This window comes from Pseudomonas sp. C9D1 (genome assembly GCF_056491235.1).
Genome location: NZ_JBSZIE010000002.1, coordinates 292,921 through 305,688 on the forward strand (window position 1 = coordinate 292,921; position 12,768 = coordinate 305,688).

Consider the following 12,768-nt stretch of genomic DNA (forward strand, 5'->3'; position numbering starts at 1 on the left):
ATGAGCGAACTACAGGCCATCGCCGGTATCCGGCTGCGCTCCATCGAAGACGGCTGTCGCCAGCTGGCCGACATCCTCGGGCTGGATGCCCCGGTCGCATCCGCGGTGCTGATCGCGGCAGTGCAGTCCGAGGAGTACGCCCGCAACCTGTTGGTCTGCCGCCGCACGCCGGCCTTCCTCGACACCTTGCTGGCCAACCCGACGGTCGCGCCCACAACGGCAGCAGTCCCCGTCAAGGGAACGCGCGAGCTGATGAAGCAGGCGTCCACTGCGCTGGCCAGCTGGAGCGCCGTGGGCTTCTCGGTGGTCGACAGCGAGGTGTTCGAGCGGCGCCTGGGGGCCTGCGTCGCCTGCCCCAACCTGCGGCCCTCGGACAGCGCACCCAGCGCCCTGCAAAAGCTCATGAAGACCCGGGCCAGTTGCGCGCTGTGCGGTTGCGACGTGGAGAAGAAAGCCCGCATGAGTTCCGAGCGCTGCCCGGGCGAAGACCCGCAGCTGGCGGGTCACAACCGCTGGGGGCAGCCCCTGCACCCGGCCTGATGCACGGCAGGCCCGCCCGGCGCGGGCCTGCCGGCTCCCTCCCCCTCGGCCGACCCCGGTCGCAGCCTGTTTTTGGCACATGCTTATTCCCCGAAATTATTTATCCAAGGTCGTTTGGCGCTTTTAGGATATATGTCGATCCACCGGGCCCAGCCCGCTACAGAGACTTGCCCAAGCAAGCACCTTCCTGCCCTGCGTTGCACACCATCGATGCGCCCTGCCCCCTGCGGGACGCTAGTCTGCAACGAGGATTGATCCATGAGCTTCGACCTTTTCTGGTTCCTGCCGACGTCCGGCGATACCCGTTTCCTGGGCCGTTCCGAGACTGGCCGCCCGGCCACCAACGCCTACATGCGGCAGATCGCCGTGGCGGCGGAGCAGCTCGGCTACGACGGCGTGCTGATCCCCACCGGCGCCAGTTGCCTCGACCCCTGGGTAACCGCCGCCAGCCTGGTGCCCGTCACCCAGCGCATCAAGCTGCTGGTGGCCCTGCGCACCACCCTCGGCAACCCCACCGCCACCGCACGCCAGGCCGCGAGCCTCGACCAGGCCAGTGGCGGGCGCCTGCTGCTCAACGTGGTACCGGGTGGCGACGCCACCGAGCTGGCCGCCGATGGCGTGTTCCTTGACCACGACGCGCGCTACGCCGCCTCGGACGAGTTCCTCACCATCTGGCGCCGCCTGCTGCAGGGCGAAACCGTCGACTTCGACGGCGAGCACCACAAGGTCCGTGGCGCGCAGAACTTCTTCCCGCCGTTGCAGAAGCCCTACCCGCCGCTCTACTTCGGCGGCTCCTCGGTGGCCGCCCACGAGCTCGCCGCCAAGCATGTGGACGCCTACCTGAGCTGGGGCGAGCCGCCGGCGGCGGTGGCCGAGAAGATCGCCGACGTGCGTGCCCGCGCGGCCAGGCATGGGCGCACCGTGCGCTTCGGCGTACGCCTGCACGTGATCGTGCGGGAAACCGAGGAGGCGGCCTGGGCCGCTGCCGACGAGCTGATCAGCCATCTGGACGACGCCACCATCGCCGCCGCCCAGGCCAACTACGCGCGCATGGACTCCGAAGGCCAGCGGCGCATGGCCGCCCTGCACCAGGGCCGGCGTGACCGCCTGGAAGTGGCGCCCAACCTCTGGGCCGGCGTCGGCCTGGTACGTGGCGGCGCGGGCACGGCCCTGGTGGGCGACCCGCAGACCGTCGCCGCGCGGCTGCAGGAATACGCCGACCTGGGCGTCGACAGCTTCGTGCTCTCCGGCTACCCGCACCTGGAAGAGGCCTACCGCTTCGCCGAGCTGGTGTTCCCGTTGCTGCCCGGCAAGGGCAAGGTCACTGTCGACGGCAACTTCACCGGCGGTGCCTTCGACATCCGTGCCGGCAAGGGCCAGGCCGCTTAGCAAGCCCCGCTCACGGGTGATAACTGAAAATTCCGACCCTGCACTCATCCACGGAAGGGGAACATGTGCCGCTAGAGTCCCCAGGCCGGCAGCATTCGCTACGGTCCCATTCGCTACCGCCAGAGGAGCTCCAGATGCCATTCGTCAATGTCCGTATCACCCGTGACGGCGTCACCCGCGAACAGAAGGCCCAGGTCATCGCCGATATCACCGAGACCCTGCAACGGGTCCTGGGCAAGGCACCGGAATACACCCATATCGTCATCGAGGAGATCGACACCGATAACTGGGGCTATGCCGGTGTCACCACCACCGAGTACCGCAAGAGCCAGCCCAGTTGAGGGCGAACGGCAGCAAACGCGCAGGGAGGCCTTTGCCTCCCTCGATCGAGCGGCCAGCCGCAAGTGTGCAGCGCCCCGCCGCCTGGCTAGCGCGCCAGCAATGACTCGCGAAAACGCTCGAACGCCGCCGTGGCATAGCCCTCGCGCCAGACCAGCAGCGTATCCACCGGAATCACCGCCAGCGCGGTGAGCGCCGGGCTCTCCCGGTACAGCGCGAGCACCGAGCGCGGCACGATGCCGGCGCTGTCCCCCGCGCTGACGCAGGCGAGGATGGCGTGGTAGGAACCCACCTCGCGCACCTGCAACGGCGTACCTTCACTACGGTGCTCGGCCAGCCAGCGCTCGGCGAGCAGGCGGTAGGTGCAGCCCCGGGCGAAGCAGGCCAGCGTGCCGACACGGATGTCCCCCGGCGAGGCCGCTGGCGGGTGGTCCGGCGGCAGCACCATCACCAACTCTTCATGGAACACCGGGCTGGCGCACAGGCCGCTTTCCAGCGCCTGGCCGGCGAGGTCTTCGCGGTGCAAGGCATCGGGGTGGGCCACCAGGGCGCAATCGAGGCGGCTGGACAGCACCCCCTCGATCAACGCCTGACTGGTGCCGGTGGACACCTCCAGGGACACCGCCGGGCACTCGCGGTGATAGCGCGCCAGCACCGCCGGCAAGCGGCTGGCCGCGGTGCTCTCCATGCTGCCCAGGCGCAACGTGCCGCTAGCCAGGTCCGGATGCATGGCTTGCCGCGCCTCCGCCGCCAGGGCCAGCAGGCGTTCGGCATAGGCGAGGAATTCACGGCCCTTGTCGGTCAGCGCCATGCGCTTGCCGTCCCGTTGGAACAGCGGCACGCCCAGCTCATCTTCCAGTTGCTGGATGCGCGTGGTGACGTTCGATTGCACCCGTTGCAGCTGCTGGGCGGCACGGGTCACGCTCTGCTCGGCGGCGACGGCGCGGAAGATCTCGAGGCTGGTCAGGTCCACTTTCAATCTCTTTTGGAGAACAAGTTGATCTAAATATTCTCTTTATGAGATTTTGTGTCAAGCCAACCATCGACCGAGAGGCCTGCCGAACATGTTGCTCACCGAACTGCTGGGGATCGACATCCCCCTTATCCAGGCGCCCATGGTGGGGGTTTCCACGCCGAAGCTGGCCGCCGCCGTGTCCAATGCCGGCGCCCTGGGCTCCATCGGCATCGGCGCCAGCACGCCCGACCAGGCGCGGACGATGATCCGCGACACCCGCGCGCTCACCGCCAAGCCGTTCAACGTCAACCTCTTCTGCCATCAGCCCGCCCAGGCCGACCCGGCGCGCGAGCAGGCTTGGCTCGAGCACCTGCGCCCGCTGTTCGCCGAATTCGACGCCGAGCCGCCGGCCACCCTGCGGGAGATCTACCGCAGCTTCCTCGATGACCCGGCCATGCTCCAGGTGCTGCTGGAAGAAGCCCCGGCGGTGGTCAGCTTCCACTTCGGCCTACCGCCACAAGGCTGGATCGACCCGTTGAAGGCTCGCGGCATCCGCCTGCTCGCCACCGCTACCAGCCTGGCCGAAGCACGGCTGATCGAAGCGGCCGGGGTCGACGCCATCGTCGCCCAGGGCGTGGAGGCCGGCGGCCATCGCGGCGTGTTCGAGCCCGAGCAGGATGCGCTGATCGGCACCTTCGCCCTCACCCGCACCCTGGCCAGCCAGACCCGCCTGCCGGTGATCGCCGCCGGCGGCATCATGGACGGCGCCGGCATCCGCGCTGCCCTGCAACTGGGTGCGTGCGGCGCGCAACTGGGCACCGCCTTCATCCTCTGCCCGGAATCCGCCGCCAACGCCGCCTACCGCGAGGCCATGAAGAGCCCACGGGTCGAGCGCACCGCCCTCACCGCTGCCATTTCCGGCCGCGCCGCCCGGGGCCTGCCGAACCGGCTGTTCAGCGATGTCGGCCACCCCCAGGCCCCCGCCCTGCCCGACTACCCCATCACCTACGACGCCGCCAAGGCGCTGCACGCCGCTGCCTCGGCCAAGGGCTGCGACGACTACGCCGTGCAATGGGCCGGCCAGGGCGCGCCCCTGGCTCGTGCACTGCCCGCCGCCGAACTGGTAGCCACCCTCGCCCGCGAACTTTCGTGATGTAGCCCGGGCTTCAGCCCGGGACGCTCGAACAAAGGGAGGCCCAGCGCCTCCCTTTTTCATGCCTTCCCGTCCGGACTTTGGCCGGACTCGCCGTGGCAAGGCGCGGCCACCTTGGCCATGCTGAGCAGGCCCATGACAACGATAAGAGGTGGCCGCCGTGTTCGAGTTCTACCATGCCCATCCCAGCGTCAACCGTACCCTGCAGACCCGCCGATTCCAGACCCTTCCCGCCACCGGCGCCCTGGGCGCGGATGTCAGCGGGGTCGACCTGAAACAGCTGGACGAGGACGGCTTCGCCGAACTGCGCCAGGCGCTGCTGCACCACAAGGTGCTGTTCATCCGAGACCAGCAGCTGGAAGTCGAGGACCTGGAACGGGTGACCCTGGCCTTCGGCGAGTTCGGCCGCGAGCCCTATGTGAAGTGCATGCCCGATCACCCGAACGTGGTCCACGTGGTCAAGGAAGCCGACGAGAAGACCCCGGTGGTCTTCGGCGGCGCCTGGCACACCGACTGGTCGTTCCAGGAGAAGCCGCCGGCCTTCACCCTGCTCTACGGCAAGGACATCCCGCCCTTCGGCGGCGACACCTTCTTCGCCAACCTGGCGCTGGCCCATGACTGGCTGTCGCCGCCGCTGCAGGCCTTCCTCCAGGGGCTGGACGCCATCCACAGCCCGGAGCGCGCCTATGGCGTCGGCGCCGCGCACAACAAGCTGCTGGAGAACATGGACATCCGCTTCGGCGAAGCCACCGATGGCGAGGTGCGCCGCCATCCGCTGATCACCCGCCACCCGGAAACCGGGCAGCGGGTGCTCTTCGTCAACCCGGCCTACACCAGCGGCATCGAAGGGCTGCGGTCCTCGGAGGCAACGGCGCTGCTGACCCACCTGTTCAGCGTCGCCGCCCAGCCGACCTTCACCTGCCGCATGCGCTGGAGCCCCGGCACCCTGGCCATCTGGGACAACCGCAGCACCTGGCACCTGCCCATTTCCGACTACCACGGCATGCGCCGCGAGATGTACCGCACCACGGTGGTCGGCGAGGCCCCCAGCCGCTAGCCCCGCAGCGGGGGCTGCCCGCCGGCCGCCCCCGCGCGCCCGTCAGTCGCTGTAGTAGCCGGTCACCACCAGGTAATGGCCGACCTTGCGCAGCAGCGCGTGCTTGTACTCCACCTTGCCGGTCACCGGGTTCTTCCAGCGGTACTCGTAGTCGCCCTTGTCGGCCTTGGTCATCAGCTCAAGGATCGGCGCACCCACCGGCTTGCCTTCGGGGTCGTCGATGGTGGCGAAGTCCACGCCCACCAGGCGCAGGTTGTAGCCGTGGGCGACGTAGCGGCGGTCCTGCAGGTCGATCACGAAGAGGTACAGGTCGTCCTCGCGGAAATCGGGCGACAGCGCATTGATCGCCTTGATGCTGCCTGCCGCGTCGGCCTCCATCGCCTTCACCGCGCGGGCCATGAACTGGTGGGCCTGCTCGGGCGTGGCCCGGGGCAGGTAGTGACCGACGGCGATGATGCGCTCGCCGACCCGACGGAAATACACCTCCTTGCGCTCCACATGGCCGTCGCGCCAGTTCTTCCAGCGGTATTCGGCGGTCTGCACGCCCTGCTGCTCGGTGGTGGCCAGCACCTTCTGGAAGGCGTCGCGCAACTCCGGCTCCAGCACCTGGGACACATCGCGGCCGATCAGCACCGCCGAGGGTCCGCCGCTGGCCAGCATCACGCCGTGGGTGTCCACCACGAACACGTAGCGGTCCTCCTCGATGAACTCGCCCTGGCGGCTGAAGACGGCCAGCGCCGCATCACCGTGCGCCTGGTAATAGTCGACGGCGCGGTCCAGCAGCGCCCGCGCCTTCATTGCATCCTGCGCCGGGTCGGCATGGGCCAGGCAGGCGAACAACAGGCCGAAGGCCAGGGCAATGCGTCGGATCATGGGTACTGCTCCTTGCGCCCACAGGGGCGATGGCGGCGACCACCTGGCCGCAATGAATGATGGATGTACGCCTATGCATTCTTGCCCACTCCACGGATATCGCCAGAACAGGGAGGCAGCTGCGACTCGAGCTGGCTATGCCCGTCCCCAGCCAGGGAGGTACGCGCCGCAAGCGGATGGACAGCGCGCCAGCCGGGCGTATCGACGCCTACCGTCAGCGCACCGCCACGCTCTTCGGGCGCCTGGTATGCGGCGGTGGCGGTGACAGTTGCGAGCGCTGAAGGGCTGAAAAGCACTCTTTCGAGGGACATTGCCGATGGTCGATGCGGCGATCTGTTCGATGGCGTGACCGGCGATTTGTCTCTAACCTGAGACACTTTCAGGGAAGAACCACGGGCTGCAGGATGCAGGCAGTCGATTATCCGAAGCACGCGGGCCAGGTCGACACGCCGTCGAGGGCTTGCGGCTTCCCAAGAACAAGACAAGAAACGGATGTCCGAAGAAAACAGTTCCGAACGCATCATCGTTGCCGACGATCACCCCGTATTCCGCGATGGTCTGCGGCGTATCGTCCAGCGTGTACTGCCCACCGTGCAGGTGGAGGAAGCCGGCAGCATGGAGGAAGTGCTCGCCCTGGCCAATGAGGGCGCCGCGCCCAGCATGTTCATCCTCGACCTGCTCTTCCCCGGCCAGTCCGTCGAGGCCATCGGCGCACTGCGCCAGGCCTTCAAGCGCAGCTCCATCGTCATCGTTTCCATGGTCGATAGCCAGAAGGCCGTCGATGAAGTCATGGCCGCCGGTGCCGACGGCTTCATCGGCAAGGCCATCGCCCCCGACGAGGTCGGCGAGGCGCTGCTGGCCATTCGCGAGGGGGATTTCGTGGTGCGCTTCGGCGAAACCGGCCTGCTCGCCCACGACGCCGAACTGACCCAGCTCACCCCGCGTCAGCAGGACGTGCTGCGGCTGATCGCCAACGGCCTGTCGAACAAGGAAATCGCCCGCGAGCTGGACATCTCGCCCTTCACCGTGCGCATCCACGTCTCCTCGCTGCTGCGCACCCTGGGCGTCAACACCCGCGCCGCCGCCGCAGCCAAGGCCGCCAAGGCGGGGATCTAAACCCCACTTATCCGATATCGCCACTAGGTAGCCCGGGCTTCAGCCCGGGAGCAGCGATATCAGGCCCCGCTTCGGGCCCTCTCTGTGGGAGCGGCTTCAGCCGCGAAAGACCTTCTGCAGGCACCTGGCTATGCGTGGGCGGATATTCCATCGCGAATGAATTCGGCTCCCACGAGGCGGGCATGTGTGTGGGCTTCAAGGTCGCTTGGTGGATGAAAAAAACGTCATCCACCCTACACACCGGTCAGCGCCGTGGTTCGGGTTGGTCACGGCGCCGTAGGTTGGCGCCGAATTCAGCGAGGCCCAACACAACCATGTTCGGCCCCGCTTCAGGCTCTCCCTGTGGGAGCGGCTTCAGCCGCGAAAGACCTGTCGCCAGCCCATGGCCATGCGAGCGGCCGGACACCCCATCGCGAATGAATTCGCTCCCACGAGGCGGGCATGTGTGTGGGCTTCAAGGCCGCTTGGTGGATGAAAAAGCGTCATCCACCCTACACATCGGTCAGCGCCGTGGTTCGGGTTGGGCACGGCGCCGTAGGTTGGCGCCGAGTGCAGCGAGGCCCGACACCACCCCGCTTAACTAGCCGCGGCCTGCTCCGGCATGCCCAGCTTCAACGCCATCAACACGGAGCGCAGCTCGGCCGGGTGGATGGGTTTGGAGAGGATGGGGATGTCCGGGTCGGCCACCGACTCCTGCACCCGGCGTACTTCGTGGCCGGTGATGACCACCGCCGGCACCTTCCAGCCGCTGCGGGCGCGGACCTGGTCGATGCAATCGGCCCCTGACAGCTCGGTGTCCAGGTCGAAGTCGGTGATCACCAGGTCGCATTGCACATCGCCCGGCGGCAGCGAGGGCCGCGCCTCGACGATGCAGCCCCATTTCTCCAGCAACGTGGCGGTGGCGCGCAGCACGTTGCCGTCGTCCTCGATGAGGATCACCCGCAGGCCGTCGAGCATGCGCAGTGGCGCGCGCCGTGCCGGCAGCGGTGCATGGCGCGGCGCCTCGCTGGCGATCAGGCCGCCAATGGACACGCTGGTGCCCCGCCCCAGGCGCGAGGCGATGCGGATCTCCAGCCCCATCAGCTCGGCCAGGCGCTTGACGATGGCCAGGCCCAGGCCGACGCCTTCGATGTCCTTGTCGCGCACCTGGCGCACCCGGTAGAACTCGTCGAAGACGTTCTCCAGGTGCTGCGGGGGAATGCCCCGGCCCTGGTCATGGACCTGGATGACGAAGCGCCCGCCACGGCGGCGGCAGCCGATCAGCAGCGGCTTGCCCGGCGCGTACTTGAGGGCGTTGGAGAGGATGTTCTGCACCATGGTCGCCAGCAGATGCGGGTCGCTCAGCACATGCAGCCCGCGCGGCACCCGCAGGCGGATGCGCACCCCGGCCCAGCGCGCCGCCTCGGCGTTCTGCTGCACCAGGTCCTCCAGCAACTCCCCCAGCGCCACCGGCTGCGCCCGGGGCACCACCTTGCCGCCGTCGAGGCTGTACATGTCGAGGATCGAGCGGAACAACTGCGACACGCTGTGCAGCGACTTGTCGATGCTGTCCACCAGTTGCCGTTCCTCGTGGCCAAGGTCGGCGTCGCGCAGGCAGGCGGTGAACAGGCTGATGCTGTGGATCGGCTGGCGCAGGTCGTGGCTGGCCTGGGCGAGGAAGCGCGACTTGGCCAGGTTGGCGGCGCTCTCCGCCTCGGTGGCGCGGCGGGTCTGGCCCAGCAGGATGTTCACGTACGCCGGCACGATGATGGTGGTCACCACCAGCGTCAGCACCACATAGGGCTGTTCCTGCCAGTAAGAGTTGAACAGGGTGATCACCCCCAGCGCCGCCAGTGCCAGCAGGGTGGAAACGGCCAGGTAGCGCGAGCCGAAGCGCAGGCCGTTGCCCACCGTCACCCACAGCAGCAGGCCGTAGGCCGGCAGCATCGCCGCCCCGCCCACGCCCATGGAAAACCCGATGCCGGCGTAGTCGTGGACCATGGAGAACAGCCGCCGCGCGGGGTAGTTGCCGGGCCGCCGCACGATGGCCATCAGCAGCACGAAGGACACCACCAGAAACAGCGAGTTGTAGACGAGGATGGGCACTGCCAGCTCTTCGGGCATGCGCCCCATGAGCTGGACAGCCGCGGTGTAGAGCGTTGCGAGGCTGGTGATCACCAGGCGGACGACCGCCTGGGAGCGTTCGGTGTCGATGGCGCTACTGCGGGGAGCGGTCATGCGGAGTCCTGTCCGTTCAGGGTGCCCGGTTGAACGGGCCTCGTCCTTTTTTGAGGGTGACACCTTATGCGCCACCCTCCCGCATGATCAAGCACGCCGGCTTGCGGCTGCCGCTCCCCTGACCAATGGCGCCGAACCACCGTTGATCATTCTTCCCGAACCCTTCCCGCCGCCATGGGCCGTATTTCCTGTAACCCCACTGTTCTGGAGAACCCCATGAAACTGAACACATTGACTGCCTTCCTGCTCAGCGGCTGCCTGGCCGGAGCCTCCCTCACCGCGCTGGCCGAAACCGATGGCGGCACCGGCCCCACCGTGCCCGGCCCGAGCACGCCCAGCTCGCCCACCGCGCCTTCCACCGACAGTGGCAGCGGGACCGGCTCCGGCGCCCAGTCTCCGGGCAATGGCATCGGCGGCCCGAGCGCACCGGGCGGAACCGGGTCAGGGACCGGCGGAGCCGGCAGCGGCACCGGAGGCCAGGGCGGCGCCCCCACGCCGGGCACCAATGGCACCGGCACGGGTACAGGAACCGGCACTGGCACTGGCACCGCGCCCGGCGGCACCGGAACCGGCGGTTCGGGAACGGGCGGCGCTGGCACCGGCTCCGGGACTGGCGGTGCGGGCACGGGTACCGGCGCTCCCGCCGGCACCGGCGGTACAGGCGGCTCGGGTTCCTCGGGTGGCAGCGGCAGCGCCACCGGCGGCTCCAGCGGCAGCCAGTGACCAGCCTGCGGGCAACCACGCTTCCCGCGTGGTTGCCGCGCCTGCCGAAGCGGGCCCAACAGCGTCAAGGTCTTCTCCCTGGCGCTCTAATCGATGCCCGCCGCCAGGGCTCGAGCCTCAGCGGCACAGTCGCGACCGCTGTCCAGACCCTGGCTGCGCGCGGTTGCGAGTTCCTTTCGGGCCATGGCGAAATCGGCCTGGAAGGTCGGATCGCTGTGCAGGCGTGCCACGGCGGTGGAACCCACCTCACGCCCCTCACGGATATCGCTGTACCAGTGCACGTTGCACACCATGCGGCTCTCCGAATAGGCCCGGCCACGGGCCCAGATGGCGTCGGCATGTTCCGGAGCCAGTTCGCTCAGCACCAGTGCCCAGGCCCAGCCAATCGCGCTATGCCCGGATGGATAGGAACCATCCTTTGCCAGCTTCGGCTCATCCTCCGGGGTGCAACTGGGCTGCTGGTTCAGCGCGAAAGGCCGAGTACGGCTGTAGCGCGTCTTGGCGCTGTAGGTCGCCAGGCCGGCGTCGGCCAAGGTCCGGCGCAGCAGCCTGTACAACGCCGGTGTCTGCTGCTCGCTGATGGGCGCACCCAGGGCACAGGAAAAGGTCCCGGCGGCAGCGGGGAATTTCAGGTCGGCATCGCGGATAGCCAGCTCCCAGCGCGCACTGCCCCGCAAAGCCTGGCTTTTTGCGGCCAGTGTCTGGTCCAACAGAAACGCCGGCGTGCCAGCAGCAGGCGGTGGCGGTAGCAGCGCCAGGCTATTGGGCAGGTCTTCCTTCTGCAGGTAGCCCACCAGGTAACCCGGGCGGAATTCCGGGATCGCTTGCTCCGGGTCAGCTTGCCTGGCTTCGCTTGGGTTGATGAGCGTCAGCAACAACAGGCTGGCCAGACAGTTCGATACGTGACGTTGCATAGGAATAGCCTCTTTATATTTATAGGTGCGAGCCATTGCAGTGGTTTCGTTATTGAATCGCCGAAATTAACTACCGGATGACCCACGAGTAGTTGAACATCAGGCGTGTATCGTTGGTGTCGCGCTGGAAGTTAACCGCGTGATTGGAACTAAAGACCGCACTGCGCAAGCGAACACTGACGTCCTTCAGCGGACCGTTCTGCACGACATAGCGCAGTTCATTATCCAGCTCCCAGGACGTGCCGATCTTGCGAGTTCCGATGATCTCGGCATGGTCGCCGAACATATAACGGCTATTGAGACTAAGGCCGGGTAATCCCAGGCCGGCGAAGTCATACCCATAGCGCAATGCCCAGGAACGCTCCTTGGCATTGGCGAAGTCGCCGAGTATCGACAAGTTGATCAGGTTGGCATCCGAGCCCAGGAGGTAGGCATAGCCGGTATCCCCCATCATCCGCTGGTAGGCCACGCCGAGACTGTGGCCGGCGTAGGCATACCCGAGAAACCCCTGCAGGGCCCGGTTGTCGATCTTGCCGCCCTTGGCGCCTCCATGGTCGCGCATGTAGCTCAAGCGCAGGTCGCTGCTCAGGGCTCCGGCACCCAGGGCGCCCTTGTGGCTCAGGACGAAGACTTGCTGGCGGTAGATATCCTCCAGTTGGGCGATGTGGTAGCGACCCAGCCAGTGCGCCTGGAATCGGTAGTCGACCCCGGCCGTGTCGAAGTGCGCCGCCGTCGCGCCATGCCCCTGGAAGCGCCGGTTCAGGGTGTTCAGCCGCAGTGGCGTGTACTGCGTGGCGTTGCGCTGCATGACCCGGCTCAAACGCCCTGCGGTCAGCTCCAGGTTCTCGAACTCGGCGGAGGTCAGCAGCCCGCCTTCGAACAGCTGCGGGAATAGGCGACCATCGTTGGGTTTGAGTGTCGGCAGGACCGGCGGCGCGAGTGACCCGAGCTTGAGCTGGGTCTTGCCGGACTTGATCTTCCCGGCCAGGGCGAGCTTCGAATAGTCATCCTTCGCACGGCCATTGCGGTCCACCTGCAGCAACCCGGTACCGCTGCTCCCCGGCGCCGAGTCCAGCTTGACGCCGAGCATGCCGATGGCATCGACGCCAACGCCCATGCTGCCTTCGGTGAAGCCCGAGTCCAGGCGCAGGATGAAACCCTGTGCCCACTCCTCACGGTCGGCAACACGGCCCTCGCGAAAGTCACGATTGAAGTAGTAGTTGCGCAGGTCCAGCCGAGCGCTGCTGTCGTCGATCAGATCGGCCGCTGCCGGCATGGCCAGCGCCCCTGTGCACAGCAGGATCGAGTAATTGCGTCTTTGAAGTGGCAAGCATCTTGAAAGCATTGCATCGTCCTCTTTTATTGTTGTTCTTGGAGCAAGGCGACGTATGGCGTTTTTATTGAAGCGTTGCAGGTTTATTCACTTGCGCGGCAGGTGGAGGTGTAACTCTGGCTCGACAATTTCCAGGTCATTAAGGGGTTTTATTGACCG

13 protein-coding genes are annotated in these 12,768 nt (G+C 67.1%); 8 read left to right on the top strand and 5 right to left on the bottom strand.

What is annotated here, in order from left to right; translation table 11 throughout:
- The 3 genes from ACXI0U_RS09690 (at position 1) to ACXI0U_RS09700 (ending at position 2,270) form a co-directional block, all read left to right on the top strand.
- Entirely contained in the window at positions 1-540 is a 540-nt protein-coding gene (locus ACXI0U_RS09690; RefSeq protein ID WP_271661241.1) for a hypothetical protein, read from the top strand.
- Between the two features lie 258 nt (positions 541-798).
- Positions 799-1,929 carry an FMNH2-dependent alkanesulfonate monooxygenase gene (ssuD, locus tag ACXI0U_RS09695; RefSeq protein ID WP_271661240.1) on the top strand — a complete coding sequence of 377 codons (1,131 nt, stop codon included), beginning with the start codon at positions 799-801 and terminating at the stop codon, positions 1,927-1,929.
- Positions 1,930-2,063: 134 nt separating this feature from the next.
- Positions 2,064-2,270, top strand: a complete 207-nt coding sequence (locus tag ACXI0U_RS09700; protein WP_431484406.1) for a tautomerase family protein — start codon at positions 2,064-2,066, stop codon at positions 2,268-2,270.
- An 86-nt stretch (positions 2,271-2,356) separates the two neighbouring features.
- Here ACXI0U_RS09700 and ACXI0U_RS09705 read toward each other — a convergent pair whose 3' ends face one another.
- Positions 2,357-3,241 (bottom strand): LysR family transcriptional regulator, encoded by an 885-nt coding sequence (locus ACXI0U_RS09705; protein ID WP_479550149.1) that lies wholly within the window; start codon positions 3,239-3,241, stop codon positions 2,357-2,359.
- Between the two features lie 91 nt (positions 3,242-3,332).
- Here ACXI0U_RS09705 and ACXI0U_RS09710 point away from each other — a divergent pair, with 91 nt between their 5' ends.
- On the top strand, positions 3,333-4,376 hold the full coding sequence (locus ACXI0U_RS09710; protein WP_479550150.1) for an NAD(P)H-dependent flavin oxidoreductase: 1,044 nt from the start codon (positions 3,333-3,335) through the stop codon (positions 4,374-4,376).
- 160 nt (positions 4,377-4,536) lie between these two features.
- Positions 4,537-5,433, top strand: coding sequence for a TauD/TfdA dioxygenase family protein (locus tag ACXI0U_RS09715; RefSeq protein WP_479550151.1), 897 nt, complete (start codon positions 4,537-4,539; stop codon positions 5,431-5,433).
- A gap of 42 nt (positions 5,434-5,475) precedes the next feature.
- Here the strand turns inward: ACXI0U_RS09715 and ACXI0U_RS09720 are convergent, their stop codons facing one another.
- The gene (locus ACXI0U_RS09720; protein ID WP_374981010.1) at positions 5,476-6,306 is read right to left on the bottom strand and encodes a cache domain-containing protein; all 831 of its coding nucleotides are present in this window, start codon (positions 6,304-6,306) and stop codon (positions 5,476-5,478) included.
- Between the two features lie 137 nt (positions 6,307-6,443).
- On the opposite strand from ACXI0U_RS09720, the gene ACXI0U_RS09725 reads away from it, so the two are divergent.
- Both ACXI0U_RS09725 and ACXI0U_RS09730 read left to right on the top strand, forming a co-directional pair.
- Entirely contained in the window at positions 6,444-6,587 is a 144-nt protein-coding gene (locus tag ACXI0U_RS09725) for a hypothetical protein (RefSeq protein ID WP_423728283.1), read from the top strand.
- 211 nt (positions 6,588-6,798) lie between these two features.
- The gene (locus ACXI0U_RS09730; protein ID WP_184490411.1) at positions 6,799-7,422 is read left to right on the top strand and encodes a LuxR C-terminal-related transcriptional regulator; all 624 of its coding nucleotides are present in this window, start codon (positions 6,799-6,801) and stop codon (positions 7,420-7,422) included.
- A 576-nt stretch (positions 7,423-7,998) separates the two neighbouring features.
- Here ACXI0U_RS09730 and ACXI0U_RS09735 read toward each other — a convergent pair.
- Positions 7,999-9,639 (bottom strand): hybrid sensor histidine kinase/response regulator, encoded by a 1,641-nt coding sequence (locus ACXI0U_RS09735; RefSeq protein ID WP_021221667.1) that lies wholly within the window; start codon positions 9,637-9,639, stop codon positions 7,999-8,001.
- A gap of 216 nt (positions 9,640-9,855) precedes the next feature.
- Here ACXI0U_RS09735 and ACXI0U_RS09740 point away from each other — a divergent pair, with 216 nt between their 5' ends.
- Positions 9,856-10,362 (top strand): hypothetical protein, encoded by a 507-nt coding sequence (locus ACXI0U_RS09740; protein WP_479550152.1) that lies wholly within the window; start codon positions 9,856-9,858, stop codon positions 10,360-10,362.
- An 86-nt stretch (positions 10,363-10,448) separates the two neighbouring features.
- On the opposite strand, the gene ACXI0U_RS09745 is transcribed toward ACXI0U_RS09740, so the two are convergent.
- Together ACXI0U_RS09745 and ACXI0U_RS09750 are read right to left on the bottom strand one after the other, a co-directional pair.
- Entirely contained in the window at positions 10,449-11,312 is an 864-nt protein-coding gene (locus ACXI0U_RS09745) for an acid phosphatase (protein WP_479550153.1), read from the bottom strand.
- A gap of 34 nt (positions 11,313-11,346) precedes the next feature.
- Positions 11,347-12,621, bottom strand: a complete 1,275-nt coding sequence (locus ACXI0U_RS09750; RefSeq protein WP_479550154.1) for an OprD family porin — start codon at positions 12,619-12,621, stop codon at positions 11,347-11,349.
- Between the last annotated feature and the right edge of the window lie 147 nt (positions 12,622-12,768).